The sequence below is a fragment of the Antarctobacter heliothermus genome, assembly GCF_002237555.1.
In the GTDB taxonomy this organism is placed as follows: Bacteria; Pseudomonadota; Alphaproteobacteria; order Rhodobacterales; family Rhodobacteraceae; genus Antarctobacter; species Antarctobacter heliothermus_B.
Genome location: NZ_CP022540.1, coordinates 1,006,955 through 1,032,768 on the forward strand (window position 1 = coordinate 1,006,955; position 25,814 = coordinate 1,032,768).

The 25,814-nt window shown below is 62.2% G+C and carries 26 protein-coding genes; 21 read left to right on the plus strand and 5 right to left on the minus strand.

Annotated elements, in window-relative coordinates; genetic code table 11:
* Position 1 precedes the first annotated feature (1 nt).
* The 5 genes from tsaD to ANTHELSMS3_RS04795 all read left to right on the plus strand — a co-directional run bounded on the left by tsaD (position 2) and on the right by ANTHELSMS3_RS04795 (position 3,280).
* A complete protein-coding gene (gene tsaD, locus ANTHELSMS3_RS04775) occupies positions 2-1,081 on the plus strand; it encodes a tRNA (adenosine(37)-N6)-threonylcarbamoyltransferase complex transferase subunit TsaD (RefSeq protein WP_094036932.1) in 1,080 nt (359 codons plus the stop codon).
* Positions 1,078-2,028, plus strand: coding sequence for an NAD(P)H-dependent glycerol-3-phosphate dehydrogenase (locus ANTHELSMS3_RS04780; protein WP_094033881.1), 951 nt, complete (start codon positions 1,078-1,080; stop codon positions 2,026-2,028). Before tsaD ends, ANTHELSMS3_RS04780 begins: the two co-directional genes overlap by 4 nt.
* A gap of 1 nt (position 2,029) precedes the next feature.
* Positions 2,030-2,296 (plus strand): YciI family protein, encoded by a 267-nt coding sequence (locus ANTHELSMS3_RS04785; RefSeq protein WP_094036933.1) that lies wholly within the window; start codon positions 2,030-2,032, stop codon positions 2,294-2,296.
* Positions 2,296-2,715 carry an EVE domain-containing protein gene (locus ANTHELSMS3_RS04790; RefSeq protein WP_094033882.1) on the plus strand — a complete coding sequence of 140 codons (420 nt, stop codon included), beginning with the start codon at positions 2,296-2,298 and terminating at the stop codon, positions 2,713-2,715. Before ANTHELSMS3_RS04785 ends, ANTHELSMS3_RS04790 begins: the two co-directional genes overlap by 1 nt.
* Positions 2,716-2,884: 169 nt before the next feature.
* On the plus strand, positions 2,885-3,280 hold the full coding sequence (locus ANTHELSMS3_RS04795; protein WP_094036934.1) for a DUF1761 domain-containing protein: 396 nt from the start codon (positions 2,885-2,887) through the stop codon (positions 3,278-3,280).
* A gap of 271 nt (positions 3,281-3,551) precedes the next feature.
* On the opposite strand, the gene ANTHELSMS3_RS04800 is transcribed toward ANTHELSMS3_RS04795, so the two are convergent.
* Positions 3,552-3,893 (minus strand): DUF2853 family protein, encoded by a 342-nt coding sequence (locus tag ANTHELSMS3_RS04800; protein WP_094033883.1) that lies wholly within the window; start codon positions 3,891-3,893, stop codon positions 3,552-3,554.
* 371 nt (positions 3,894-4,264) lie between these two features.
* On the opposite strand from ANTHELSMS3_RS04800, the gene ANTHELSMS3_RS04805 reads away from it, so the two are divergent.
* Both ANTHELSMS3_RS04805 and ANTHELSMS3_RS04810 read left to right on the plus strand, forming a co-directional pair.
* Positions 4,265-4,837 (plus strand): HD domain-containing protein, encoded by a 573-nt coding sequence (locus ANTHELSMS3_RS04805; RefSeq protein ID WP_094036935.1) that lies wholly within the window; start codon positions 4,265-4,267, stop codon positions 4,835-4,837.
* A 133-nt stretch (positions 4,838-4,970) separates the two neighbouring features.
* Positions 4,971-5,228 (plus strand): hypothetical protein, encoded by a 258-nt coding sequence (locus ANTHELSMS3_RS04810; RefSeq protein ID WP_157733398.1) that lies wholly within the window; start codon positions 4,971-4,973, stop codon positions 5,226-5,228.
* 11 nt (positions 5,229-5,239) lie between these two features.
* On the opposite strand, the gene ANTHELSMS3_RS04815 is transcribed toward ANTHELSMS3_RS04810, so the two are convergent.
* Positions 5,240-5,887 (minus strand): L,D-transpeptidase, encoded by a 648-nt coding sequence (locus ANTHELSMS3_RS04815; protein ID WP_094033885.1) that lies wholly within the window; start codon positions 5,885-5,887, stop codon positions 5,240-5,242.
* A 217-nt stretch (positions 5,888-6,104) separates the two neighbouring features.
* Positions 6,105-7,493: an adenosylhomocysteinase gene (gene ahcY, locus ANTHELSMS3_RS04820; RefSeq protein WP_094033886.1), complete on the minus strand. Its 1,389-nt coding sequence runs from the start codon at positions 7,491-7,493 to the stop codon at positions 6,105-6,107.
* Positions 7,494-7,611: 118 nt separating this feature from the next.
* Here ahcY and ANTHELSMS3_RS04825 point away from each other — a divergent pair, with 118 nt between their 5' ends.
* The 4 genes from ANTHELSMS3_RS04825 (at position 7,612) to ANTHELSMS3_RS04840 (ending at position 10,625) form a co-directional block, all read left to right on the plus strand.
* The gene (locus ANTHELSMS3_RS04825; RefSeq protein ID WP_094033887.1) at positions 7,612-8,310 is read left to right on the plus strand and encodes an FkbM family methyltransferase; all 699 of its coding nucleotides are present in this window, start codon (positions 7,612-7,614) and stop codon (positions 8,308-8,310) included.
* An 8-nt stretch (positions 8,311-8,318) separates the two neighbouring features.
* Positions 8,319-8,915: an HD family hydrolase gene (locus ANTHELSMS3_RS04830; RefSeq protein ID WP_094033888.1), complete on the plus strand. Its 597-nt coding sequence runs from the start codon at positions 8,319-8,321 to the stop codon at positions 8,913-8,915.
* Entirely contained in the window at positions 8,915-9,403 is a 489-nt protein-coding gene (locus tag ANTHELSMS3_RS04835; RefSeq protein WP_094033889.1) for a GNAT family N-acetyltransferase, read from the plus strand. The genes ANTHELSMS3_RS04830 and ANTHELSMS3_RS04835 overlap by 1 nt, the downstream gene beginning before the upstream one ends.
* 343 nt (positions 9,404-9,746) lie before the next feature.
* Entirely contained in the window at positions 9,747-10,625 is an 879-nt protein-coding gene (locus tag ANTHELSMS3_RS04840; RefSeq protein ID WP_198319880.1) for a LysR family transcriptional regulator, read from the plus strand.
* Here ANTHELSMS3_RS04840 and ANTHELSMS3_RS04845 read toward each other — a convergent pair.
* On the minus strand, positions 10,622-11,176 hold the full coding sequence (locus ANTHELSMS3_RS04845; protein WP_089276400.1) for an ActR/PrrA/RegA family redox response regulator transcription factor: 555 nt from the start codon (positions 11,174-11,176) through the stop codon (positions 10,622-10,624). The genes ANTHELSMS3_RS04840 and ANTHELSMS3_RS04845 overlap by 4 nt on opposite strands.
* A gap of 79 nt (positions 11,177-11,255) precedes the next feature.
* Positions 11,256-11,879: an SCO family protein gene (locus ANTHELSMS3_RS04850; protein WP_094033891.1), complete on the minus strand. Its 624-nt coding sequence runs from the start codon at positions 11,877-11,879 to the stop codon at positions 11,256-11,258.
* Positions 11,880-11,955: 76 nt separating this feature from the next.
* Here ANTHELSMS3_RS04850 and regB point away from each other — a divergent pair, with 76 nt between their 5' ends.
* The 10 genes from regB to hslU all read left to right on the plus strand — a co-directional run bounded on the left by regB (position 11,956) and on the right by hslU (position 25,803).
* Entirely contained in the window at positions 11,956-13,353 is a 1,398-nt protein-coding gene (gene regB / locus ANTHELSMS3_RS04855) for a sensor histidine kinase RegB (RefSeq protein WP_094033892.1), read from the plus strand.
* Between the two features lie 106 nt (positions 13,354-13,459).
* Complete coding sequence (locus tag ANTHELSMS3_RS04860; RefSeq protein WP_094033893.1) at positions 13,460-14,974, plus strand: PAS-domain containing protein; 1,515 nt, start codon at positions 13,460-13,462, stop codon at positions 14,972-14,974.
* 46 nt (positions 14,975-15,020) lie between these two features.
* Positions 15,021-15,494, plus strand: a complete 474-nt coding sequence (gene tsaE, locus ANTHELSMS3_RS04865; RefSeq protein ID WP_094033894.1) for a tRNA (adenosine(37)-N6)-threonylcarbamoyltransferase complex ATPase subunit type 1 TsaE — start codon at positions 15,021-15,023, stop codon at positions 15,492-15,494.
* Positions 15,491-16,453 carry an aminoglycoside phosphotransferase family protein gene (locus tag ANTHELSMS3_RS04870; RefSeq protein WP_094033895.1) on the plus strand — a complete coding sequence of 321 codons (963 nt, stop codon included), beginning with the start codon at positions 15,491-15,493 and terminating at the stop codon, positions 16,451-16,453. The genes tsaE and ANTHELSMS3_RS04870 overlap by 4 nt, the downstream gene beginning before the upstream one ends.
* A complete protein-coding gene (locus ANTHELSMS3_RS04875) occupies positions 16,438-17,106 on the plus strand; it encodes a nucleotidyltransferase family protein (RefSeq protein WP_198319881.1) in 669 nt (222 codons plus the stop codon). Before ANTHELSMS3_RS04870 ends, ANTHELSMS3_RS04875 begins: the two co-directional genes overlap by 16 nt.
* A complete protein-coding gene (gene addB, locus ANTHELSMS3_RS04880) occupies positions 17,099-20,029 on the plus strand; it encodes a double-strand break repair protein AddB (protein WP_094033896.1) in 2,931 nt (976 codons plus the stop codon). The genes ANTHELSMS3_RS04875 and addB overlap by 8 nt, the downstream gene beginning before the upstream one ends.
* Positions 20,026-23,409 (plus strand): double-strand break repair helicase AddA, encoded by a 3,384-nt coding sequence (gene addA, locus ANTHELSMS3_RS04885; RefSeq protein WP_094033897.1) that lies wholly within the window; start codon positions 20,026-20,028, stop codon positions 23,407-23,409. Before addB ends, addA begins: the two co-directional genes overlap by 4 nt.
* 66 nt (positions 23,410-23,475) lie before the next feature.
* Positions 23,476-23,796 carry a thioredoxin gene (gene trxA / locus ANTHELSMS3_RS04890; RefSeq protein WP_094033898.1) on the plus strand — a complete coding sequence of 107 codons (321 nt, stop codon included), beginning with the start codon at positions 23,476-23,478 and terminating at the stop codon, positions 23,794-23,796.
* 97 nt (positions 23,797-23,893) lie between these two features.
* Entirely contained in the window at positions 23,894-24,448 is a 555-nt protein-coding gene (gene hslV / locus ANTHELSMS3_RS04895) for an ATP-dependent protease subunit HslV (RefSeq protein ID WP_094033899.1), read from the plus strand.
* A 47-nt stretch (positions 24,449-24,495) separates the two neighbouring features.
* Entirely contained in the window at positions 24,496-25,803 is a 1,308-nt protein-coding gene (gene hslU, locus ANTHELSMS3_RS04900) for an ATP-dependent protease ATPase subunit HslU (RefSeq protein ID WP_094033900.1), read from the plus strand.
* Positions 25,804-25,814: the final 11 nt, after the last annotated feature.

The window sequence follows — 25,814 nt, forward strand, 5'->3', positions numbered from 1 at the left end:
GATGTCCGCTCCCCTGATCCTGGGTCTAGAAAGCAGCTGCGACGACAGCGCCGCCGCCCTGCTGCGCGGGCGTGAGGTCTTGGCCTCTGTCGTAAAAGGGCAGGCCGACCTGCATGCAGGATTTGGCGGCGTTGTTCCAGAGATCGCCGCCCGCGCCCATGCCGAGCGGCTGGACCTGTGCGTCGAAGAGGCACTGGCTGAGGCCGGGGTGACATTACGCAACGTCGATGCCATCGCGGTGACGTCCGGTCCGGGTCTTATCGGGGGGGTGCTGTCGGGGGTGATGCTGGCCAAAGGGCTGGCCACCGGATTGGGGGTGCCATTGGTGGGGGTGAACCACCTGGCAGGACATGCGCTGACGCCGCGCCTGACCGATGATCTGGCCTATCCCTACTTGATGCTGCTGGTCTCTGGCGGGCATTGCCAGTTCCTGATCGTGCGCGGGGCGGATGATTTCACCCGCCTTGGCGGCACCATCGACGACGCGCCGGGTGAGGCATTCGACAAGACCGCGCGCCTGCTTGGCCTGCCGCAACCGGGCGGGCCATCGGTTGAGACCACAGCGCGAGAGGGCGATGATAAACGGTTCCGCTTTCCGCGCCCGCTGCTGGACCGTCCCGGTTGTGACCTGTCCTTTTCGGGGCTGAAGACCGCGTTGTTGCGGCAGCGTGATCAGTTGATCGCGGAACAGGGCGGGTTGCGCCGTCAGGACGTGGCCGACCTGTGCGCCGGATTTCAGGCCGCTGTGCGCGATGTGCTCGCGCTCAAGGCGCGGCGCGCCATTGCCGCCTATCTGGAAGAGGCCCCCGCAGAACCCGCGCTGGCCGTCGCCGGGGGCGTCGCCGCAAACCAGACACTGCGCGACGCGCTGCAAACCGTTTGCTCCGAAACCGGCCTGCGATTCACTGCCCCCCCGCTGAGCCTGTGTACCGACAACGCCGCGATGATCGCCTATGCGGGTGGCGCGTTGCTGGCATCCGGTGTGACCCACGACATGACCCTTTCCGCACGCCCGCGCTGGCCGCTGGACAAACAGGCCGCGCCGCTGGTCGGATCGGGCAAGAAAGGCGCCAAGGCATGAGCGTCGCGGTCCTTGGCGCGGGGGCCTTTGGCACCGCTCTGGCGGTGGCGCTGGGACGCAAGGAGCCGGTGACGTTGTGGGCACGAGATGTGAGGGCGATGCAGGATTCGCGCCAAAGCCCGCGTCTGCCCGGCGTCACCCTGCCCGACAGCGTGACGATCACCGACGATCTGGGGCAGGCGGCGGCCTGCGGCACACTTCTGCTGTCGGTCCCGATGCAACAACTCTCACGCCTGCTGGACCAGATCATGACACCGACGCGGGGCCACGCGCTGGTTGCCTGTTGCAAGGGCATCGACCTGACCGAGGGCGTCGGCCCATCGGCGTTGATAACCCGGCACCAACCGGACGCGACCCCCGCCGTTTTGACCGGCCCCAGCTTTGCCGCCGATATCGCGCGCGGGTTGCCGACGGCACTGACGCTGGCCTGCAGTGATGAGGCCACGGGGCGGGCGGTGCAGGCGCAACTGTCGACGCCGGTTCTGCGACTGTATCGCAGCGACGACATGATCGGTGCGGAATTGGGCGGCGCGTTGAAGAACGTGATCGCCATTGCCTGCGGCGCCTGCATCGGTGCCGGATTGGGCGACAGTGCTCGTGCCGCGCTGATGACGCGCGGCTTTGCCGAAATGGTGCGGCTGGCGGCGGCATTGGGCGCGCAGGCGGATACCCTGTCCGGCCTGTCCGGCCTTGGCGATCTGACGCTGACCTGCACCTCTGACCTGTCGCGCAACTATCGCTTTGGCCTGTCACTGGGACGCGGCGAACCGTTCGACCCCGCTGTAACCGTCGAAGGCGCCGCCACCGCGCAGGCCGCCGCACAACTGGCCTTGGATCACGCAATTCCACTGCCCGTCTGCACCGCCGTCTCTGACCTGACCCAAGGCCGCTTGACCGTGCGCCAAGCGATGAACACCCTGCTTTCCAGACCTCTGAAGGATGAATGACATGCTGATTGCCCTCATTGCCCACGACAAACCCGGTGCCCTGCAAATCCGCAAGGACACCCGCGACGCGCATCTTGAATACCTCAAGGCCACCAATGTCTCGCAGGCAGGGCCGCTGCTGGACAATGAGGGCGGCATGATCGGGTCTTTGATCGTCCTCGACGTGGCCGACATGGCGGCGGCAAAGGAATGGGCGGCCAATGACCCCTACGCCAAGGCCGGTCTGTTCGAAAACGTCACGCTGACCGCGTGGAAAAAGGTGATCTGATGCGCTACTGGCTGTTCAAGTCCGAGCCGTCGACCTGGTCCTGGAACGACCAGCGCACCAAGGGCGACGCGGGTGAGGAATGGGACGGGGTGCGGAACTATCAGGCGCGCAATTTCATGCGCGAGATGGCAGTGGGCGACCGGGGCTTTTTCTACCATTCGCAAAAGGAAAAAGCGATTGTTGGCACCGTCGAGGTGATCGCCGAGGCTCATCCCGACAGCAGCACCGATGATGAGCGGTGGGAATGCGTGGACATCAAGGCGCTGGACACCGCGCCGACCCCGGTCACTCTGGATGAGATCAAGGCCAACCCGCGACTGGCAGAAATGGTGCTGATCAAAAACTCACGCCTGTCGGTTCAGCCGGTGACGGATGCGGAATGGGCTGTGATCTGCGGTCTGGCCGGGTTGACCGACTGACTTCTGTCGCCTCCCCAAAGGAAGGGACAGCCGTTCAGATCTGTTGAAGGGTTCGCAGATTTCACGCAAAGTGGGTCAGGTCGCGCAGCACGCGGGGTCAGCTGTCTTGTCTGACCCGACAGCGGTGTCCGGGGCCTGATGCAACCGGAAACCGGAGCCCCGAGACATGTTGGAAATCGTAAACGTTTTGGTCGCCGCCCTTGTCGCCTTTGGCTTGGGCGCTGTCTGGTACATGGCGTTAGCAAACCCGTGGAAAGCCGCGTCAGGCGTCAAATGTGACGCGGACGGCAATCCCGAAGGCGGTCAAAGCCCGATGCTGTTCGGGTTCACATTTGTCATGCAACTGGTCGTTGCCGGCATGATGCGGCATGTCTTTGCCTCCAGCGGGATCGACTCCGTCGGCAGCGGATTGTTGTCGGGCGCAGGCATCGGCCTGTTTTTCATCGCGCCGTGGGTTGCGATCAACAATGCCTACGGGATGCGTCCTCCAATGCTGACGATAATCGACGGCGGATACGCGGTGCTGGCCTGCGCAATGATGGGGGTTGTGCTGACACTGTTTTGAAAAGCGCAGCGATCCAAACAAAAAATGGAGGGTTCCAGCCAAGCCAGAACCCTCCGCTCACCCACGTGCTCCCTACGCACCACACGTGTAACGAAATCTACGGTTCCGGCCTTTCTGGCCAGTCGAGTTCAATCTACGGCCCGGACCGCCGCGACGCAAATCCATTGTTCCAGCAATTTCACTCAATTGCCGCTGACCGATCGTGCCAGCGCGGACGAGAAACGAAAAAGACCCCCGCCGCGCGGGGGTCTTGGTCACGCCACATCGGCGATCAAGCGTAAACGGATTCCTTGCCGAAATGCTTGGTCAGCATGTAGTAGATCACAGCGCGGTATTTGTTGCGCTCAGACTTGCCATAGGTTTCCACCGCTTTGTTGATGGCTTCCATCAGCTCTGGACCGTCTGCAAGGCCCAGTTTCTTCACCAGAAAGTTGTCTTTGACCGTTTCCAGTTCCTGCTCCTGCGAGGAGGCGACAGTGGACGCATCCGCGTTGTAGATGGCCGGACCGCAGCCGATTGTCACCTTGGTCAAAAGCGCCATGTCCGGGTCCATCCCGCACTTGGTCTTCAGATCCTCGGCATATTTGGCGATCAGTTCGTCGCGTTTTCCCATGTTCACTCCCTCGTATCAGGCGCTGCCCATGTCGCGCGCCGTCTTTGCTATTGTCGCAGCCAATGTGGCCATGCGGGTGCATCGTGACCGCACAAACATGCCATTGGCAAGGGAAATGGGCAGCGATCATTCCCCGTATCGCGCCGCTGCACCAGAACCACCCTCCAAGAGATTGTCCACGGTATGACCCGAACCCGCAACTTTGGGGTCGCGAAGACAGTCGAATTATCGGATGGTTGCCGCGAAGGGGACAGCGCAAGAGATGTCGCTGTAGGCGGGCCGCTTTTGGCGCATGGGCCCGCGCGCCTTGACCCGCAAAGACACAAAAGGGGACACAGATGACCGAAACCCGTACCGTCAGTTTTACCCAGATGAAGGACGGCACAAGAGAAGACTACGAACTTCTCGAACAGCTGGAAAAACCCTATCTGGCCCTGACCCCCGACCGGGTTCTGGACGAATTGCGCCGTCAGGACGAGGTGACGCTAGAGGGTTACCGGATTACCCGGCTGACCCACGGCCTGCAATCCGCAACCCGGGCAGAGCGTGACGGCGCGGACATCGACTGGATTGTCGGCGCATTGCTGCATGATGTTGGCGACGGGCTGGCACCTCAGAACCATGACCGCTTTTCCGCCGAGGTCATCCGTCCCTTTGTGCGCTGGGACGTGGCATGGGTGGTGGAACACCACGGAATTTTCCAGAGCTTCTACTACGGCCACCACTACGGCTGGGACCGCGATGCGCGCGACAGATTCCGGGATCACCCCTGTTTCGACAGTTGTGCTGCCTTTTGTGAACGCTGGGATCAGTCGAGTTTCGACCCGGACTATGACACCCGTCCGCTGGCACACTTTGAGCCGATGGTGCGACAGGTGTTTGCGCGCAAAGCCTATGACCCCGAGGTGGTGCGCGAAGGATATTTGTCAAAACTGTCAGAGTAGGCGCGACACGGTTCGGCTATCCGGCCACAGAATGACCATCGCAGATCAAAGCGGCTTGAAGCCCGGGGCGCAGGGTGCGACTGTCCGGCCAACGCAAGTAGCCGATTGGCCTGACATGACACGACGCCCGTTTTTGATAACAAGCCCCCTTGTCCTTCTGGCGCTTGCCGCCTGTGAGCCGGTGCCCGGTGCCGATGGCACAGGTCGGCCCACCTCGGCCGCGCCCGAAGCCGTAGCCGCCATTGCAGCGTCCTATCAGGATCTGGACAATGTGCGACTCCGGTCTGAAGACGGCTGTTACTGGTACACCCATCGCGGTCCCGTCGAGACGACGGAATTGCCGCTGCGCACCAGCGCGGGCAACCCGATCTGCACCCGGCCCCAATCCTGAGGCTTTAAGCCTCAGGCCAGCGGGCTGCCGTCTGTCGGGTACAGATAGGCGGTCACGCCAGTGTCGACCTGATCATACAGATAGTTGATGTGCGGCATGACCATGCGCACACAACCTGAACTGGCCCGCGTCCCGATAGAGCGCGGTGCTGGCGTGCCGTGAATGCGCAGATAGGTGTCCCGGTTGCCCCTGTAGAGGTACAAGGCGCGCGACCCCAAAGCATTGCTCGGCCCCGGAGGCATGCCGCCTGCCCATTCGGCGTATTTCCCAGGTTCTCGCTTAATCATGGCGGGGGTAGGGGTCCAACGCGGCCACTTTGACTTGCGCTTGATCGTGTAGACGCCCGGCGCGTACAGGCCGTCACGTCCGATGGCGACGCCATAACGCATTGCCGTTCCGTTGTCCTGAATGTGGTACAAATACCGCGCAACCGCATCGACGTGGACGTCGCCCGGTTTCAGACCCGGGTTGGCCGTGACCTGCCGCGGCAGGTATCGCGGATGCAGTCCCCATGGATTTGTCGTCTGCAGGTCAAAGCCGGGCGGCGTCACCTGTGCATCCCACGCGGTCCAGTCACCCGGCGCAGCACTGGCAGGGCGGACAATCGCCGGCACGGCAAGCGCGGCGGCAGAGGCTATAAACAGGCGTCTGGTAAACATTCGGAACCTTTCTTGCGATGGAAGCATGACGACAACGGTTCTTGTCATCGCGCCGTTCCATGAACGCACCTATCAAAACGACAAACTGGCCCGATCCTCAAACCGGTTTTGCGGATTTCAAGAAATCTTTTTGCAGCCTGTGCATAATTGCCCCTGAAACAGGACAACCGCCAGCCTGTCGGCCAGCGGTTGCCGGGGCGCCGGTTGGCGCAATGTGTCAGTAGCGGTAGTGCTCAGGCTTGAACGGGCCCTCGGGTTTGACGCCGATATAGCTTGCCTGCTCTTCGGTCAGCGCGCTCAACTTGACGCCGATGCGGTCCAGATGCAGACGCGCGACCTTTTCATCCAGATGCTTGGGCAGGATGTAGACCTCGTTCTTGTAGTTGTCGCCGTTCTTATACAGCTCGATCTGCGCCAGAACCTGGTTGGTGAAGGACGCCGACATCACGAAGGACGGGTGGCCGGTGGCGTTGCCGAGGTTCAGCAGACGGCCTTCGGACAGCAGGATGATGCGATGCCCGTTCGGCATCTCGATCATGTCCACCTGTTCCTTGATGTTGGTCCACTTGTGGTTCTTCAGCGCGGCAACCTGGATCTCATTGTCGAAGTGGCCGATGTTGCCGACGATGGCCATGTCCTTCATCTCGCGCATATGCTCGATGCGGATCACGTCCTTGTTGCCGGTGGTGGTGACAAAGATGTCAGCCGTGGCAACCACGTCTTCCAGCGGGGCAACCTGGAAACCGTCCATCGCTGCCTGCAGGGCGCAGATCGGATCGATCTCGGTCACGATCACGCGGGCGCCCGCGCCTTTCAGCGACGCGGCAGAGCCTTTGCCCACATCACCGTAACCGCAGACCACGGCAACCTTGCCGGCCATCATGGTATCGGTGGCGCGGCGGATGCCGTCGACCAGCGATTCCTTACAACCGTATTTGTTGTCGAACTTCGACTTGGTGACAGAGTCGTTCACGTTGATCGCCGGGAACGGCAGGAGGCCGTCGCGCACCAGTTGGTACAGGCGGTTCACACCGGTCGTGGTTTCCTCGGACACGCCCATGATCTGGTCGCGGGTCTTGGTGAACCAACCGGGGCTTGCCGCCATGCGCTTGGCGATCTGCTTCTTGATGACTTCCTCTTCTTCCGAGGTCGGCACGGCGATGACATTTTCGCCCGCTTCGGCGCGCGCGCCCAGCAGGACGTACAGCGTGGCGTCGCCACCATCGTCGAGGATCATGTTGGGGCCGTCTTCGAACATGAAGGATTTGTCGAGGTAGTCCCAATGCTCTTCCAGCGTCTGGCCCTTGATCGCGAAGACCGGAACACCAGCAGCGGCGATGGCCGACGCAGCGTGGTCCTGCGTGGAGAAAATGTTGCACGACGCCCAGCGCACGTCGGCGCCAAGGGCTGTCAGCGTCTCGATCAGCACGGCCGTCTGGATTGTCATGTGCAGCGAACCGACAATACGGGCACCCTTAAGCGGTTGTTCCGCACCATATTCGGCACGCAGGGCCATCAGGCCCGGCATTTCAGTCTCGGCGATATCGAGCTCTTTGCGCCCGAAGTCGGCTAGCGAAATGTCCTTAACAATATAGTCGGTCGTCATGTCGTTATGCTCCTGATGCCGCCTGTGCGGGATGAGACCCCGTACCAAAGCGGGCTATGATTGACAACAAGAGGGGATGTCATATTGAGAACGCGGTTTCTGGCAGGGATGACGGCTGATGGAATTTGACTACCGAATTTGCGTGAACGAATACGGTTTCTATTGCGTGCCTGACGCCTATGCAAAACGCGAGATTCCCAAAATCCTCGCACAGGGCGGGGTTTACGAACCAAATACACTGGCCTTGCTGGCACGGAGGGCTCAGGGCGGCGACATCGTGACCGGCGGCGCCTTTATCGGCGACTTTTTTCCGGCGCTGGCGCGGGCCGTGGTCCCCGGGTCCAGAGTGGTTAGCTTTGAGCCGAATCCGCTCAGCTTTGCCGCCGCGCAGCGCACTATTGAGCTAAATGGCTTGACCAACGTCGCGCTCGCCCCCGTCGCGGTTGGAGAAACGTCCGGCACCCTGCACCTGCAACTGGCCCGTGAGGGTGGCAGCGCCACGGCGGCGCGCGCCAAGATCGTCGAAACAGACGACGAGGGCGAAACCGTTCCGGTTGAGGTTGTAACACTTGATGCCCTCTGCCCGTCGGATCGAATCGTTTCAATCCTGCATCTGGATGTCGAAGGCCATGAAAAGCCCGCCTTGCTGGGTGCGCGGCGGATGATCGAACAAAACGCCCCGATGATCGTGCTGGAGGCGGACCGCCCCTGGCAGCGTGGCATGTATGCCGAATTCCTGGCCGAACATTTTCCCGCCCAGCGCTATGCCTTATGTGGCGGGATGGAACGCAATGTCTTTTTCGTTGCGCAAGGCTGAGGCAGACCATGGCCCGCACACCCCGCGCCTGGCAAAGGATGCTATCGGGCCGCAGGCTGGACCTGCTGGACCCGACGCCGGTCGACATCGAGATAGAGGACATTGCCCACGGCCTTGCCTTTGTCGCCCGCTGGAATGGCCAAACTCGCGGCGACTATGCCTATACCGTTGCCGAACATTCGCTATTGGTCGAGGTGATCTTTGGTCGGCTTTGCCCGCAGGCGAGACCCGCCGAACGCCTGACCGCACTGCTCCACGATGCTCCGGAATATGTGATTGGCGACATGATTTCGCCGGTCAAGGCGGCGGTCGGGCCCAACTATGATGAGTTGGACAAACGGCTGGCTGCCGCGGTGCACATCCGGTTTGGCCTTCCCGCTGCAACGCCGCAACGGCTGAAAAAGCAGATCAAAAAAGCCGACCGTATAAGCGCCTGGATGGAGGCGACGCAGATCGCCGGATTCACCCGCACCGAAGCGGACAGGTTCTTTGGCGCGCCGGATCTGGACATGATCGCCGACCTGCGCATTCATCTGCGCCCGCCGGTCAAGGTGCGCGCAGATTTCACCGCCCGCCACGCCCGTCTGTTGCAGGAGATGCCGTGATGCAGATTTCTGTCCGCACCGCAGGTCCGCTTGACTGCCGTCCGATGGCGGAGTTGCTGAACGAGATCATTGCCGAAGGCGGGACAACGGCGATCACTGATCCGCTCATGACCAATGACTTGCGGGACTGGATGGCCCGCGCCCAAGACCGTTCCGCATGGCATTTGGCCGAGGATGAAACCGGCTTGGTTCTGGGATTCCAATGGATCGAACCGGCGGAATACCTGCCGGACGATGCTGCGGAAATCGCCACATTTGCCCGTCAGGGGCACAGCGGGCTTGGCATCGGATCGATGCTGTTTCGCGCCACGGAACAGGCCGCTCGGGCATTGGGATATCGCTGGATCAACGCCAATATCCGCGCCGATAATACCGGCGGACTTGCCTATTACCAGAGCCGGGGGTTCGAGGACTATGGCCGCAAGTCCGGCGTACCGCTTGGCGATGGGCAGGTCGTGGACAAGATCCTAAAACGCTACGATCTCTGACGGGGCATCAAGGCGACGCGCCGGCCTCTGGGCATGACGGGAAGCGCGGCGCGAAATGCTGCCGCGATCTGAAGCAGAACCAACAACACCTTGGCCCGTGCAGCGGACCGCCGGATCATCCTGCGGTCGCGCAACATAGCGCAGGCTGCTATTTCATTTGCGAAATCACGGCTGATCGGACGACCGGACGCATGAAACCGACGCATCCCCCGAGCCACATCTTCTGTTAACAAAAGCATCACTTTCTCCAGACGGGTTATAAATCTCACAGCACAAATACCTTGCTATGAACGCCAACCCGAGTCAGGAAAATACACCGACATGATAGCTAGGATTAATGATTATGGACCTCGACTGGCGTCATCTTCCGCCCCTGTCTGCGCTTCGCGCGTTTGAGGCGACAGCGCGACTGTCCGGATTCTCTGCCGCCGCACGGGCGCTGAATGTCACCCCGGCAGCGGTGGCCCAACAGGTGCGGGCACTGGAATCGGATATGGGTGTAAAACTCGTTCGCCGCGAGGGGCGCGGGATTATTCTGACCGACGCCGGACACCATCTGGCCGCCCCCCTGCGAGAGGCTTTTGCCATGGTCGCCAACGGGATCGAGGACGTCCGCCAGCGCGAAGCCACCCGGGGCATCCGCGCGACGACAACCACGTTTATCGTCGATGCCGTCATCCTGCCCAAACTGTCGGACTTCTGGCGCGCACATCCCGATATTCAGGTGTCCTTTGTGCCCGGGGCCTGTCTGTCACCCGTGGATTTTGACGGATTTGATCTGGGCATCCGGGTCGGCGCGCCCACCGATTGGCCCGCGTTTCAGTGCGAACCGCTGCTGGAATGTGACACCATCTTTGTCGCCGCGCCTGAACTGGCGGCCTCTGGGACTCCGCAAGGCATACCGTGGATACTGGGTCCGCACGAACCGTTCGATGAGGTCTGTCTGGCCGCTGCCGGGCTTGATGTCAGCCAGATCACGCGGCGGGACATAGGCGAACGGTCGCTGGAGATTGAGGCGGCCAAGCGCGGCATCGGCGCAATTGTCGCCACCGAAATAGTCGTTCGGCGCGAATTGGCGGATGGATCACTGGTTCAACTGAACCTGGAATGCGCCCGTCGAAACACCTATCAGGTGATCCTGCCCAACGGCCCTATTCGCCCTGCGGTCCGACTGTTTGTCGACTGGCTCAGGCAAACTCTGGCGCAACCGCCTGCCACTTAGCGCGGCGAGCGTTTCGCCAGAATGCGCTGCAACGTCCGACGGTGCATGTTCAACCGCCGCGCCGTTTCCGACACGTTGCGATCACACAACTCATACACACGCTGGATATGTTCCCACCGCACGCGATCCGCGCTCATCGGGTTTTCCGGCGGTGGCGGCAGATCATCCCCCTTGGCCAGCAGCGCGTTTGTGATGTCGTTCGCATCGGCAGGTTTGGACAAGTAATCCGTCGCGCCAATCTTGACCGCAGCAACGGCTGTGGCAATCGCGCCGTACCCCGTCAGGACAACCACCCGGCAATCCGGCCGCTTGTCACGCAACACCTCGACCACGTCGAGCCCGTTGCCATCCTCTAGCCGAAGATCGCACACCGCGTAGGCGGGCGGACGCGCGGTCGCAATGGCGGTTCCGGCAGCAACTGAACCGGCCATCTCGACCTCAAAGCCGCGCTTTTCCATAGCTTTGGCAAGTCGTCTCAGGAAAGGCTCGTCGTCATCTACCAGGAGAAGCGACCTGTCATCCCCAAGGTCTTCGATGCTGCGTTCCGCCAAGCGCTTTCCTCCCCGCAAACGGTGCGTGAGATCGAGTATTAGCCGCGCAAACCGCGCTGGTCAAACGCATCTGTCCCCGTCAAGAGGCGTCGATATAGCAGGCGACCCGATCGGCCATTTCCTCTGGGGTCACTTCGCGGCGGAAAAAGTCGACAAAGCCCGCTTCCGGCAGCACCAGATAGGTAAATGTCGAGTGGTCGACCAAGTAGTAATCGGGATCGCCGTTTTCCTGTTTGCGGTAGTATGTCCGATAGGCTTGGCTTGCGGCTTTCACCTGTTTAGGTGTCCCGGTGAGGCCGATCATGCGTTCATGAATCAGCTCCGAGAACTCGCCCACGACTTCGGGTGTGTCGCGCTCCGGGTCGATCGATATAAAGACCGGCGTGACGTCGTAGTTGCGCGCATCCAATTCATCCACAGCGTCAGCGTTGCGTGCGACATCAAAGGGGCAGACGTCCGGGCAGAATGTGTATCCGAAATACACAAGGCTGGGCTTTGTGATCACATCTTTGTCGGTCACGGCCTCCCCGGCCTTGTTCAACAGATTGAACGATCCGCCGATTTGTTCACTTCCACCAGCAACCTTGCTGGTGCGACACTGGGCATACGGATCATCCGAGCCGGTGCGCTGGGTTGCGTACCAGACCCCCCCGCTGATGGCGACAAGGGCGGCAAAGGAGGCGATTGCGGCAAGACGCTGCATGACTTTCTATCTCCGGAATGTTTTATGCTTAGCTATCCGTTGAGCGGCGGGGTGCAAGAGGGACGAAAGGGCGCAGATGGCGCAGGAGGACCTGGGACTGATCGGCGACGAACAGCGCAGCAACTGGATTCGCCTCCGGACGATGATCCTTTTGCGATGGTTCGCCGTGATTGGCCAGTTGACTGCGATCACAATTGCGCAACGGCTGTACAACCTGCAGCTGGAGCTGGGCCTGTGTTACCTCGCGGTCGGCGTTTCCGTCGTCGGTAACCTGGTCGCGATCTCTGTTTTTCCCGAAAACAAGCGGCTCAGCGAGACTGAGAACTTCATGATGGTGATGTTCGACTTGCTGCAGCTTTGCTTTCTGCTGTTCCTGACTGGCGGGTTACACAATCCCTTTTCGCTGCTGGTACTGGCCCCGGTGACGGTGTCCGCCGCCGTGCTCAGCCTGCGGTCCACGTTTCTGCTTGGGTTCACCGCCTTCGTGCTGGTGTCTGGCATGGTTTACTATCACCTGCCCCTGCGGACAGATCAGGGATTCATCCTGCGCATCCCTGATATTTTTGTTTATGGTCAATGGGTTGCTATCACAATTGCGCTAATTTTCATCTCTGTTTACTCGCGCCGCATCACACGAGAGATGAACTCGATGTCCGACGCATTGGCCGCAACGCAGATGGCGTTGGCGCGGGCGCAAAAGCTCAATGATCTGGGCGGTGTGGTCGCGGCGGCAGCGCATGAACTGGGCACACCGCTGGCCACGATCAAACTCACCTCGTCGGAACTGGCCGAAGAACTAGATGACCATCCCGAACTGCGGGAAGATGCCTTGCTGATCCGTGAGCAGGCGGACAGATGCCGCGACATTCTCCGGAGTATGGGCCGCGCCGGAAAGGACGACCTGCATATGCGGCAGGCACCCTTGGTCGAGGTGATCCGCGAGGCCGCAGAGCCGCATCAGGACCGCGGTAAAGAAGTGCTGATAGAGGATGGCCCCGGTCCGGGTGGCGAATACACCCAACCGCAGATCCTGCGCCGTCCTGAGGTCATTCACGGGTTGCGCAATCTGGTCCAAAACGCCGTGGATTTCGCCCGCACCCGCGTCTGGATAGAGGCAATGTGGACCGATGACGTGGTCTCTATCCGCATCATCGACGACGGTCGCGGCTTTCCGCAGCATCTGATTGGGCGCATCGGCGACCCGTTCATGCGTCGCCGACGCAGCGAAAGCGACAAGCGCGCAAGGCCAGAATATGAGGGCATGGGGCTTGGTTTGTTCATCGCCAAGACCCTGCTGGAACGCACAGGTGCCGAACTCAGCTTTGCCAACGGGACAGATCCCTACACCACAGCAACGGACCAGACAGAGCGGCGCGGTGCTATCGTCGAAGTGGCGTGGCCACGCAGCAAGATCGTGGCGGAACCGACCAAGCCCGGCACGCCACTGGGTGAGAACCGGCAGATTGAGACATAAACGTGTATTTGACGTGACCCTTGTTCGATTAACCCCAAATTAACCTTATACAACTCACAGTTTCCGGTAGGCTAAAGACAACTGGAAACACGGACAGGACAAGGCGTTGGAGGATTATCTCATTCTGGCAATCGGGGCCGGCACCGCTGCCGCGTTTCTCATTGTTGCCTTGATCTTTGTTGCTTTGCGGCCAAAACGATCGACTCGCATGCACGTCGGTATACCCGAGACCGTTTTGCTGTTTCGCAATGGCGAGGTTGTCGATCATACTCCGGACGCTGCGGAACTGTTCAACCGCACTATCCTTACCGGCATGGGCTGGGACGAAGTGCGTGAGGCGCTTTCACCCGGTTTCCCGGCGCTTCCTGCGGACTTGCCCATCAGCCAGATGATCTGGGCCTCGCCCAATGTCCCGCACGCTGAACTCATTGCCGAACCCTCGGCGAACCGCCTGCATCTACGGTTGCGCTGCACACCTGACGGTGCCGCCAACCTGTTCCGTTCCCGCTGTCAGACCGACGAACACAATCGACTGGTTGAACTGTCGCGCAATGCGCCCGACGCATTGTGGCACACCGACACCAACGGCAACCTGTTGTGGAACAACGATGCGTACGAAGAATTGTGCAGGGACGCAGGAAAAACACCAGAGGATTCCAGCCCGATCGACCTGAAACTGCCGACAACGCGGGTTGAGCGGACGACTCGCGTCAGCGTGAAACCGGACGGCCATCCACAGCGCTGGTACGAAGTGGTTTCCCGGCCTGTTTCGGATGGCTGGATGCACTACGCCACCAGTATTGACAGCCTCGTCAATGCCGAGATGGCGCAACGGAACTTTGTACAGACCCTGACCAAGACTTTTGCCCATCTGCCCATCGGGCTTGCAGTGTTTGACCGCGACCGACAGCTGGTGCTGTTCAATCCCGCGTTGGTCGACCTGACCCACCTTCCGGTTGATTTTCTGTCGGCCAAGCCCAACCTGCTCAGCTTTTTCGATCACATGCGCGAAAACCGCATGATGCCAGAACCCAAGAATTACGCCTCATGGCGCGACAAGCTGTACGATGTGGTCTCTGCCGCCCGCGAAGATCGCTATTGCGAGACGTGGAACCTGCCTTCGGGCCTGACCTACAAAATCACCGGACGCCCGCATCCCGATGGGGCTGTTGCCTTCCTGATCGAGGACATCAGCGCCGAGATTTCCCTGACCCGCCGCTTCCGGTCAGAGCTAGAACTGACCCAATCGGTGCTGGACTGCTTCGAAGATGCCGTTGCCGTGTTTTCGCGCCTCGGCGTGCTGACTTTTTCGAACGCCGCCTACCGGGCGCAATGGGATTGTGACCCGGACAGCGCCTTTGCCGAAATCACCATTGTCGATGCCACAAAAGATTGGCAGCAGGCCTGCGATGCAAGCCCGATCTGGCCCGATCTCCGTGAGTTTGTCCTGACCCTGCGCGACCGCCAAAGTATTGGGGCGGATCTGGTCCTGAAAACCGGCGAACCGATGCGTTGTGCGTTGTGCAGCCGGTGGCCGCCGGTGCGACACTTGTCCGGTTCTCCGCCGTTGCAGCTGTTTCCGGACGTCATCAACTGGAGCAAAAAGAACATCGCGCTGTAGGCTGAACCAGCTTGCAGCGCCGTGCGGCGCTTGTATCCTCCGCGCCATGACGTCCCGCCACATCACACTGACCCTTTCCTCGCCAGAGGCGACCTGCCATTTTGCCCGGCGCATCGGCGCACTGCTGCAATCTGGTGACGTGTTGCTGCTGTCCGGTCAGATCGGGGCCGGCAAGACCCATTTTGCCCGCTGCTTGATCCAGTCGCTGCTTGTGGTCCCCGAGGATGTGCCATCCCCGACCTTTACGCTGGTCCAGACCTATGACACGACCGCCGGTGAACTTTGGCACGCGGATCTGTACCGCCTGACCGGCCCGGACGAGAGCGTGGAACTGGGGCTGACAGAGGCGTTCGAGAGCGCCATTTGCCTCGTCGAATGGCCCGACCGCCTGCAAGATCTTGCGCCCCGCGACGCCCTGAATCTGACCTTTGCCGCCGCGCCAGAGGATGACAGCCGCCTTGCCACGCTGGACTGGCAAACCCCGCGATGGGATGCATTGCGTGCGGAGCAGATCGCATGAACGGATTTCTGACAGCCTGCGGTTGGGGCGATGCCCGCCAAGAACCGCTGGCCGGGGACGCCTCGGCCCGGCGGTACACGCGCCTGCATCTGAAAGGGAAAACTGCGATCCTGATGCAGGACCCCGAGGGCGATGTCCGCCTTTTTGCCCGTCTGGCACAGCATCTGACAGGACTAGACCTCAGCGCGCCCCGCATCCTTACCAAGGATAGCGCAAACGGTCTGCTTTTGATTGAGGATCTCGGCGACGGGCTGCTGGCGCGCCTGGCGCAAACACCGCAGGACGAACATGATCTCTACCTGCTGGCCACTGACGCGCTCATCGCGCTGCACAACGTCCCGCCGCCGCCGCATCTGCCGCTGGCCACGCCGGACCGGATGGCCCAAATGGTGGACCTTGCGTTCTTGCACTACACTCATGCGCCCAATGCGCTGCCGCAGGCGGTCGCGGCCTTTGTCCCGCTGTTGCAGGCTCATGCCCAACCCTGCGACGTCATGGTGCTGCGGGACTATCACGCCGAGAACATCCTGTATCTGCCCGACCGACAGGGGGCCGCCCGCGCCGGACTGCTGGATTTTCAGGACGCGATGCAGGGACACCGGGCCTATGACCTTGTCTCTCTGATCGAGGATGCCCGTCGCGATGTCTCTGCACACACGGCCAAGGCCTGTATCGCGCATTACCTGACCGCCACCGGCCTGCCCACAGACGCCTTTCACGCTTCGCTTGCCGTGCTGGGCGCCCAACGCAACCTGCGTATTCTGGGGGTCTTTGCCCGCCTTGCCTCCAGCCGGGGGAAACCGCATTACATCGACCTGATCCCGCGCGTCTGGGGCCACCTGCAAACCGATCTTGCCCACCCGGTTCTGGCACCTGTCAAACTGATCCTCGACTCCGCCCTGCCCGCGCCCGACGCTGCGCATCTTGAAAGATTGAAAGCCACATGCCCGACGCCGTGATGCTCTTTGCCGCCGGGTTCGGCACCCGCATGGGTGCGTTGACCGCCAACACGCCGAAACCGCTGATCAAGGTGGCGGGCAAGCCGTTACTGGATCACGCACTGGCCCTGACTGACGGCATTCCGACGCGTGTCGTCAACGCGCACTACCTCTCGGACCAGATCGAAGCGCATCTGGCGGGCCGCGACGTGCATGTGTCGACAGAACAGCCAGAGATTCTGGACACAGGCGGCGGTTTGCGCTTTGCCCTGTCAACGCTGGGAACACACCCTGTGTACACTCTGAACGCTGACGCTATCTGGAATGGCCCCAACCCGTTGCACCTGCTGCGCGATGCATGGGACCCGACTCGAATGGACGCGCTGTTGCTTTGTGTGCCGCTGGCCCGTGCGGTCGGACGCAAGACGGGTGGCGACTTTGCCCTGCAACCGGACGGGCAACTGACGCGCAAGGGTGATCTTGTCTATACCGGCGCGCAGATCATCAAGACGGACAGGCTGGCCGACATCGCCAAACCCGCCTTTTCGCTCAATACTGTCTGGAATGCACAGGCCGGGGCGGGCCGCCTGTACGGGCTGACCTATCCCGGTCATTGGTGCGACGTTGGCCATCCCGAAGGCATCGCACTGGCCGAGGAGATGTTGCGTGTTTGAAACCTCTGGCCCCCGTCTCTTTGCGCTGCCTTGCGGTGCGGATTTTGCGACCGAACTGGTCACGGGGCTGCGCGCCCGCATGCAGGACTCCCCACCAGAGGCGATGGCGCAGGCTGAGATCTACGTCAACTCGGACCGCATGGCGCGGCGGCTGCGCGCGGTCTTTGATGCCGGTCCCGCCTGCCTGCTGCCCCGCATCCGGCTTGTCACCGATCTGGCGGATCCGTTCACCCGCGCTGAACTGCCCACGCCCGTTCCATCCCTGCGCCGCCGGTTAGAGCTGACCGGGCTGGTGTCCGGACTGCTGGATCAAGCGCCCGACCTTGCCCCGCGCGCCGCGCTGTTTGATCTGGCCGACAGTCTTGCCACCCTGATGGAAGAGATGCAGGGCGAAAACGTGCCGCCGGAAGCCATCGAAAACCTTGATGTGTCGGACCAATCGGGCCATTGGCAACGCGCACTGACCTTTCTGAAGATCATTCAGCGGTATTTTGAGGCTGACAGCGCGCCCGATGCGCAAAGCTATTCCCGCCTTGCGCTGACCCTGCGCCTGAAACAATGGGAAGAGACCCCACCACAACACCCGATAATCGTCGCCGGCTCTACCGGATCGCGCGGCACCACTGCCGCGTTCATGACCGCGGTTGCACGCCTGCCGCAAGGCGCGGTGGTCCTGCCGGGGTTCGATGCCGATACGCCGACAGATGTCTGGGCGCGGCTGGACAATGCCCTAACGGGCGAGGACCACCCGCAGTTTCGTTTTGCCCGGCTGATGCAGGCGCTGGATCTGACGCCGGGCGATATTCGCAACTGGACCGACACGCCGCCGCCCAGCCCCGCGCGCAACCGCGTGGTGTCGCTGGCCCTGCGGCCCGCGCCGGTCACCCATCAATGGCTGTCCGAGGGGCCGTCCCTGCCCCTGCTGCCGGACGCGATGCAGGACGTCACCTTGCTGGAGGCGACCAGCCAACGGGATGAGGCGTTGGCCATCGCGCTGCGCCTACGGCAGGCGGTTGCGGACGGACAACGCGCCGCCGTTATTTCACCCGACAGGATGTTGACCCGTCGCGTGACCTCGGCTTTGGACCGTTGGAACATCCTGCCGGACGACAGCGGCGGCACGCCCGCGCAACTGACCCCGCCGGGGCGGTTGCTGCGCCATGTGGCGGAACTGTTCGTCAAACCGCTGACCGCCGAAATGCTGCTGACCCTGCTCAAGCATCCGTTGACCCACAGCGGTGCGGATCGCGGGCAACACCTGCTCAACACCCGCGATCTGGAACTGTTCATCCGCCGCAACGGCATGCCCTATCCGCAGCCCGAAACCCTTGCCGCCTGGGGAGAAACGCGCGCGCGCGGCGATTGGGCGTCATGGACCGGGCAACGATTTTGCGGCCACGATCACGCAGGCAAGCGCCCCCTGCCCGATTGGGTCACGTCGCTGCTGGCCCTGACAGAGGCGGTCTGCGCCGGTCCGGGGATCGATGGGTCCGGCGGGCTGTGGAAAGAGGCAGCAGGCCGCAAGCTGCACGGCGTCATGCAGACCCTCAGCCGCGAAGCAGAGTTTGGCGCAGACATGAGCGCCCGCGATTTTGCCGACCTGCTGGGCGCACTGCTGTCCCGCGAAGAGGTCCGCGACCGCGACGCTCCACACCCGAATATCCTGATCTGGGGCACGCTGGAGGCCCGCGTGATGGACGCCGATCTGGTGATCCTTGCCAGCCTCAATGAGGGCAGCTGGCCCGAACTGCCCGGTGCTGATCCGTGGCTAAATCGTCAGATGCGCGCCAAGGCTGGACTTTTGTTGCCCGAACGGCGCATTGGCCTGTCGGCGCATGACTTTCAGCAAGCCGCCGCCGCGCCAGAGGTCTGGCTGACGCGCTCGATGAAATCCGATGAGGCCGAAACAGTGCCCTCGCGCTGGCTGAACCGGCTGATGAACCTGATGCGGGGCCTACCGGATCGCGACGGACCCGCCGCCATCGAGCAGATGCGCGCACGCGGCGCGCATTGGCTGGATTTGGCCCGCGCCTCGGAAACGCCGATCAGCGCGCCACCCGTGTTGCGCCCCTCTCCCGCCCCGCCCACCGAGGCGCGGCCCAAACAGCTGTCGGTCACCGAAATCAAACGCCTCGTCCGTGACCCTTTTGCGATCTATGCAAAGCGGGTTCTGCGGCTGAAACCACTGGATCCGCTGATGCAGGCCCCCGACGCACTGATGCGCGGCATCCTCACCCACAAAGTGCTGGAGGACTTCGTCAAAGCCACACAGATAGAGCCGTTGGACCTGACCCCCGGCAGGCTGCTGGCCTTGGCAGAACAGATCATCGGCGATCCCGATGAGGTCCCCTTTCCCACAACCCGCTCGCTATGGCAGGCCCGCATGGCCCGCATCGCGCCGTGGTTCGTGGAAACCGAGGTAGACCGCCAAGCACACGCCACCCCCAGCCAGTACGAGATCAGGGGAAAGGCCACGATCCCCGCATTGGGATTCACACTGACCGCCACCGCCGACCGGATCGACATAGACGGGCGCGGCGGCGCGCATATCTATGACTACAAGACAGGTGCGGCGCCGTCGGCCAAGGAACAGCGCAGTTTCGACAAACAATTGTTGCTGGAGGCGGCCATGCTGGATGACGGCGGCTTCGCCCCGCTGGAGCCGCCGCATGTGGAGCGCGCGGTGTTCATCTCGCTGCAACCCAGCAACCCCAAGGAAGTGCTTGCCCCGCTGGAGGATGCGCCGCCCGAACAAGTCTGGGCAGAGTTTGTCACGCTGATCACCGCCTATCATGACCCAAACACCGGGTTTACCGCCCGACGCGCCCTGCAAAAAGACAACGATGCAGGCGATTATGACCACCTTGCGCGGTTCGGCGAGTGGGACGTGACCGACACGCCGGTCAAGGAGCTCCTGACATGATGCGCGATGAGGCAACCCAGCGGCAGGTCGATGCTGCAGCGCCATGGCATTCTACATGGTTGGCGGCCAACGCCGGATCGGGCAAGACCCGCGTGCTGACCGACCGGGTGGCGCGGCTGTTGCTGGACGGGGTCGATCCCTCACATATCCTGTGCCTGACCTACACCAAGGCCGCCGCGACAGAGATGCAAAACCGCCTGTTCAAGCGGCTGGGTGCGTGGGCGATGCTGGATGAGGGCGGGCTGCGTGAGGATCTGGAGCGGCTGGGAGTTGAGACGGACCTGTCCGGCGACTACCTGCGTGAGGCGCGCACACTGTTCGCGCGCGCCATCGAAACGCCAGGCGGGTTGCGCATCCAGACGATCCATTCGTTCTGCGCCTCCTTGTTGCGGCGTTTCCCGCTGGAGGCCCGCGTCACCCCGCAATTTCAGGAAATGGAGGACCGCGCCGCAGAGCTGATGCGCGCCGAGGTGCTGGACCGTCTGGCCGAAGGACCGCAGGCCCATTTGTTGCAGGACATCGCGCCCCATATCTCTGGCGATGACGTGGAGAAGCTGACCGCCCAACTGTGCCGCCGCCGCGATGCCTTTGACCCGCCGATGAGCGCGGCGCAGATCAGGCTGGCCTATGGGCTGGGAGAGGATGACAGCGAAGAGACTCTGCTGGGCTCTGTCTTTCTCGGGTCCGAACTGGCGCTGTTTGAGGCGCTGACGCCCTACCTGCGCGACGGCGGCAAGACCGATGGCACGCTGGCCGACCAACTGGCGATGATCGAGGCCCCGGATGCCGCCGGGCTGGACGTGTTGCAAACCGCGCTGCTGACGCAGACCGGCACAATTCGCAAGACGCTGGGCACCAAGAAACCGCGCGCCAACGCCCCCGACCTGTTTGAGGCGCTTGACCAGTTGGCGTCCCGCGTCGAAGAGGCCCGCACCACGCAGATGTCGCTGGCCGCCGCTGCGCGGGACGCGGCGCTTCATGCCTTTGCCGGGGAATTCTTGCGCGATTATGAAGCCGAAAAGATGCGGCGCGGCTGGCTGGATTTCGACGACCTGATCACCCGCGCCCGTGACCTGCTCAGCGATCCCAGTGTGGCGGAATGGGTTCTTTACCGGCTGGATGGCGGCATCGACCATATTCTGGTGGATGAGGCGCAGGACACCTCGCCGGTGCAATGGCAGGTCATCGAGCGGCTGGCACAAGAGTTTACTGCCGGTGAAGGCGCGCGCGCCGATGTGCGGCGCACCATCTTTGTGGTCGGAGACAAGAAACAGTCGATCTATTCTTTTCAGGGGGCGGATCCCTCTGAATTTGACCGGATGCGCGATGATTTTGCCGATAGACTGCACCGGACCGACGCGCCGCTGGTCTCGATGGGGCTGGAATACAGTTTTCGCTCTGCCGAGCCGATCCTTCGGGTGGTCGACAACACATTTGACGGCGCGCAGGCGTCGGGCTTTGTCCCGGACCAATTGCACCGCGCTTTCAAGGATGCCATGCCGGGGCGGGTCGATCTGTGGCCGCTGGTCGACAAGGTCGGAGATGAAGAGGACGGCGCGTGGCACGAACCCGTCGACCGGCCCAGCGCCACGCATCACACAGTCATTCTGGCCCAGCGTATCGCCCGGTTCATCCGCCAAACCATCGACGCCAAGACGCCCTTGGCGGAGGAAATCGGCCATTCCGGCACTTACCGCGCGCGGCCCGTTCATGCGGGCGATGTGCTGATCCTCGTGCAAAAGCGGGGCCGTCTATTCAAGGAAATCATCCGCGCCTGCAAACAGGAACGCCTGCCGATTGCCGGGGCGGACGTGCTCAAGGTTATGGCGGAACTGGCGGTGCGCGACATCATCGCTCTGCTCAGCTTCCTGTCCACGCCAGAAGACGACCTGTCGCTGGCCACCGTCCTGCGCTCACCCCTGTTCGGGCTCAGCGAACAGGCATTGTTCGACCTCGCCGCGCGGCGGGAACGCAAATACCTGTGGGAGGAATTGCGCGGACGGTGCGAGGCCTTCCCCGAGGTGCTGCGCGTTTTGGACGACCTGCGCGGGCAAACCGACTTTCTGCGCCCCTACGACCTGATCGACCGCATCCTGACCCGCCACAACGGCCGCCGCATGCTGATCGGGCGGCTGGGACCAGAGGCAGAGGACGGCATCAACGCACTGCTGCAACAGGCGCTGGCCTATGAGCAAAGCGCCGTGCCCTCGCTGACCGGGTTTCTCGAATGGGCGCAGTCGGACAATCTGCGGATCAAACGCGCGCCCGACAGCGCCGGTGAGACGCTGCGCGTCATGACGGTGCACGGCTCAAAGGGGCTGGAGGCACCCATCGTGATCCTGCCGGACTGCGCCGAACCAGATAACCGGCTGCGCGACGACCTGTTCACCGATGAGCACGGCCCTTTGTGGAAAGGCAGCGCCGACGCCCAACCGCCACGCCAGCAGGCGGTGATTGACGCGGCCAAGGAAAAAGCCGCGCAGGAAAAGGACCGGCTGCTGTATGTGGCCATGACGCGGGCCGAGAAATGGCTGATTGTCGGGGCCGCGGGCGATCTGGGGAAATCCGGCGACGCCTGGTACGATAAAGTGTCGCGCGGGATGGAGCGTTCCGGCCCGGAACGTCAGATTTTTGACTTTGGGGATCTGGGCGCGGGAGAAGGTTGGCGGCTCGGCCTTGCGGATTGGTCCCACCTGCCGTTTGAGGACGTGACCCGCCCCGCGCCACCGGACATAGAGATGCCCGCGCATCTGCTGGTCCCGGCGCCAACCCCGGCGGACCTGATCAAGGCGCGCTCTCCCTCTGATCTTGGCGGTGCCAAGGCGCTGCCGGGGGCGGCGGGCGACACAGAAGAGATCGCCAAGGCGCGCGGCACCGCGCTGCATCTGTTGCTGGAAAATCTGGCACCTCTTCCAGCCGACTTGCGCGCGGACGCCGCCGAGGCCTTGGGACAGCAGATCGACGACGATCCGGACCTTGCCATTGTCGCCAGCCAAAAAGCACAGATCCTCGATGAGGCACTGTCCGTTTTATCCGCCCCGCATCTGGCACATGTCTTTGCCCCGGACGCGCTGCCCGAGGTACCTGTCACCGCTGATCTGCCCGGCCTTGGACGCATTCACGGCGTCATTGACCGGTTGATCGTTACACCGCAGACCGTGACTGCCGTAGACTTCAAATCCAACCGCACCGTGCCAGATGATCCCGCCCGCGTGCCCGACGGATTGCTGCGTCAGATGGGGGCCTATGCCGCCGCACTGGCGCAGATCTATCCTGATCGCCAAATCGAAACCGCTTTGATATGGACCGCAACAACGCACTACATGCCGCTGTCACACGAAGCTGTGACACAAGCTCTCGCGCAGACAAGCACACCTTGACGGCGCCGACCACGCTCCATACCTTCTGCAACCTGTCAGGCTGCCCCAACCCCTAGGAGAATCCCCATGGCCACCGTCGCCGTCACCGATGCCACCTTCGACGCCGAAGTAAAGAATTCCGACATTCCCGTTGTCGTCGACTTCTGGGCCGAATGGTGCGGCCCCTGCAAACAGATCGGCCCCGCACTTGAAGAGCTTTCCAAGGAAATGGAAGGCAAAGTCAAGATCGCCAAGGTCGATGTGGACAGCAACCCCGACACCGCTGCCGCCATGGGCGTGCGCGGTATCCCTGCGCTGTTCGTCTTCAAGGACGGTCAGGCCGTGTCCAACCTTGCCGGCGCCCGCCCCAAGGCCGCGCTGCAAAGCTGGATCGAAGAATCGATTTGAACCGCTTAACCGGTTGATGTTTCAGGGGCGCCTTCGGGCGCCCTTGTCGTTTTGGCCCCTGTGGCCCATATCCGGGGCAACCGAAAGGAACAGGCATATGAGCGACAACAGCTTTCCCGGATGGCACGGCACCACAATCATCGGCGTCCGCAAGGGCGGTCAGGTGGTGATTGCGGGCGATGGTCAGGTCAGCCTTGGCCAAACTGTGATCAAAGGTACGGCGCGCAAGGTGCGCCGCCTGTCGCCGGGTGGTCATGACGTGCTCTGCGGCTTTGCCGGTTCGACCGCCGATGCCTTTACCCTGCTTGAACGGCTTGAAAAAAAGCTGGAGGCCGCGCCGGGGCAGTTGCAACGCGCCAGCGTCGAACTGGCCAAGGACTGGCGCACCGACAAGTACCTGCAAAAACTTGAGGCGATGCTAATCGTCACGGACGGGCAGGAACTGTATGTCATCACCGGCGCGGGCGACGTGCTGGAACCCGAACATGACGTGGCGGCCATCGGCTCGGGCGGGAACTTTGCGCTCGCCGCCGCGCGGGCGCTGATGGACAGCGACAAGTCAGCCGAAGAGGTGGCGCGCACCGCCATGGCCATCGCTGCTGACATCTGCGTCTATACCAACGGCAACCTGACCGTCGAAACGCTGGGCTGAGACGGGTTTTCGTCGAAAATTCGCCCCCACCAACGCACAGGACTCTCATGACTGACCTGACCCCCCGTGAAATCGTCTCGGAACTCGACCGGTTCATCATTGGCCAGAAAGAGGCCAAGCGCGCCGTTGCCGTGGCTTTGCGCAACCGCTGGCGGCGCAAGCAATTGTCGGACGACCTGCGCGATGAGGTGTATCCCAAGAACATCCTGATGATCGGACCCACCGGCGTCGGCAAGACCGAGATCAGCCGCCGTCTGGCGAAACTGGCGCGCGCGCCCTTTATCAAGGTCGAGGCGACCAAGTTCACAGAGGTTGGATATGTCGGGCGCGATGTGGAGCAAATCATCCGCGATCTGGTGGATGCCGCCATCGCGCAGACGCGCGAGCAGATGCGCGAAGACGTCAAGGCCCGCGCCCATCAGGCCGCCGAGGACCGCGTGATCGAGGCCATCGCCGGAAAGGACGCCCGCGAAGGTACCCGCGACATGTTCCGCCGCAAACTGAAAAGCGGCGAGCTGGACGACACCGAAATTGAGCTGGACGTCGCCGAGACAGCCTCTCCCTTCCCGACCATGGAGATCCCCGGCCAGCCGGGAAGCAACATGGGGATGATGAACCTTGGCGATATTTTCGGCAAAGCCTTTGGCGGGCGCACCACGCGCAAGCGTCTGTCGGTCGCGGAAAGCTATGAAATCCTGATTCAGGAAGAGGCCGACAAGCTGCTGGACGACGAGCAGATCAAGGCAGCGGCGCTGGAATCGGTCGAGCAGAACGGCATCGTCTTTCTGGATGAGATCGACAAGGTAGCGGCCCGGCAAGAAGCGCGCGGTGGGGACGTCAGCCGCGAGGGTGTGCAGCGCGACCTGCTGCCGCTGATCGAGGGCACGACCGTTTCGACCAAACATGGGCCGGTCAAGACGGATCATATCCTGTTCATCGCCTCGGGGGCGTTTCACATCGCCAAGCCGTCTGACCTGCTGCCGGAATTGCAGGGGCGTCTACCGATCCGGGTGACGTTGCGGGCGCTGACCGAAGAGGATTTCGTGCGCATCCTGACCGAGACGGACAACGCCCTGACCCGTCAGTATACGGCGTTGATGGCGACCGAAGAGGTCACTGTGACCTTCACCGATGAGGGCATCGCGGCGCTGGCAAAGATCGCCGCCGAGGTAAACAGCAGCATCGAAAATATCGGCGCGCGGCGGCTGTATACGGTGATGGAACGGGTGTTCGAGGAGCTGAGCTTTACCGCGCCGGATCAGGCTGGGGTCGAGGTGACGGTGGATGCCGATTTTGTCGAGGCGCATCTGGGTGAATTGACCCGCTCCACCGACCTCAGCCGCTACGTCCTGTAGGGGGCTGTCCA

What these genes read in the sequence shown, in the direction of transcription:
- regB (WP_094033892.1), top strand. Translation starts at nt 11,956, where the DNA reads ATGGCGCAGGAGGACCTGGGACTGATCGGCGACGAACAGCGCAGCAAC.
- trxA (WP_094033898.1), top strand. Translation starts at nt 23,476, where the DNA reads ATGGCCACCGTCGCCGTCACCGATGCCACCTTCGACGCCGAAGTAAAG.
- ANTHELSMS3_RS04825 (WP_094033887.1), top strand. Translation starts at nt 7,612, where the DNA reads ATGGAATTTGACTACCGAATTTGCGTGAACGAATACGGTTTCTATTGC.
- hslU (WP_094033900.1), top strand. Translation starts at nt 24,496, where the DNA reads ATGACTGACCTGACCCCCCGTGAAATCGTCTCGGAACTCGACCGGTTC.
- ANTHELSMS3_RS04850 (WP_094033891.1), bottom strand. Translation starts at nt 11,879, where the DNA reads ATGCAGCGTCTTGCCGCAATCGCCTCCTTTGCCGCCCTTGTCGCCATC.
- ANTHELSMS3_RS04840 (WP_198319880.1), top strand. Translation starts at nt 9,747, where the DNA reads ATGGACCTCGACTGGCGTCATCTTCCGCCCCTGTCTGCGCTTCGCGCG.
- ANTHELSMS3_RS04815 (WP_094033885.1), bottom strand. Translation starts at nt 5,887, where the DNA reads ATGTTTACCAGACGCCTGTTTATAGCCTCTGCCGCCGCGCTTGCCGTG.
- tsaE (WP_094033894.1), top strand. Translation starts at nt 15,021, where the DNA reads ATGACGTCCCGCCACATCACACTGACCCTTTCCTCGCCAGAGGCGACC.
- ANTHELSMS3_RS04790 (WP_094033882.1), top strand. Translation starts at nt 2,296, where the DNA reads ATGCGCTACTGGCTGTTCAAGTCCGAGCCGTCGACCTGGTCCTGGAAC.
- hslV (WP_094033899.1), top strand. Translation starts at nt 23,894, where the DNA reads ATGAGCGACAACAGCTTTCCCGGATGGCACGGCACCACAATCATCGGC.
- ANTHELSMS3_RS04835 (WP_094033889.1), top strand. Translation starts at nt 8,915, where the DNA reads ATGCAGATTTCTGTCCGCACCGCAGGTCCGCTTGACTGCCGTCCGATG.
- ANTHELSMS3_RS04800 (WP_094033883.1), bottom strand. Translation starts at nt 3,893, where the DNA reads ATGGGAAAACGCGACGAACTGATCGCCAAATATGCCGAGGATCTGAAG.
- ANTHELSMS3_RS04870 (WP_094033895.1), top strand. Translation starts at nt 15,491, where the DNA reads ATGAACGGATTTCTGACAGCCTGCGGTTGGGGCGATGCCCGCCAAGAA.
- ANTHELSMS3_RS04830 (WP_094033888.1), top strand. Translation starts at nt 8,319, where the DNA reads ATGGCCCGCACACCCCGCGCCTGGCAAAGGATGCTATCGGGCCGCAGG.
- ANTHELSMS3_RS04805 (WP_094036935.1), top strand. Translation starts at nt 4,265, where the DNA reads ATGAAGGACGGCACAAGAGAAGACTACGAACTTCTCGAACAGCTGGAA.
- ahcY (WP_094033886.1), bottom strand. Translation starts at nt 7,493, where the DNA reads ATGACGACCGACTATATTGTTAAGGACATTTCGCTAGCCGACTTCGGG.
- ANTHELSMS3_RS04780 (WP_094033881.1), top strand. Translation starts at nt 1,078, where the DNA reads ATGAGCGTCGCGGTCCTTGGCGCGGGGGCCTTTGGCACCGCTCTGGCG.
- addA (WP_094033897.1), top strand. Translation starts at nt 20,026, where the DNA reads ATGATGCGCGATGAGGCAACCCAGCGGCAGGTCGATGCTGCAGCGCCA.
- ANTHELSMS3_RS04875 (WP_198319881.1), top strand. Translation starts at nt 16,438, where the DNA reads ATGCCCGACGCCGTGATGCTCTTTGCCGCCGGGTTCGGCACCCGCATG.
- ANTHELSMS3_RS04785 (WP_094036933.1), top strand. Translation starts at nt 2,030, where the DNA reads ATGCTGATTGCCCTCATTGCCCACGACAAACCCGGTGCCCTGCAAATC.
- tsaD (WP_094036932.1), top strand. Translation starts at nt 2, where the DNA reads ATGTCCGCTCCCCTGATCCTGGGTCTAGAAAGCAGCTGCGACGACAGC.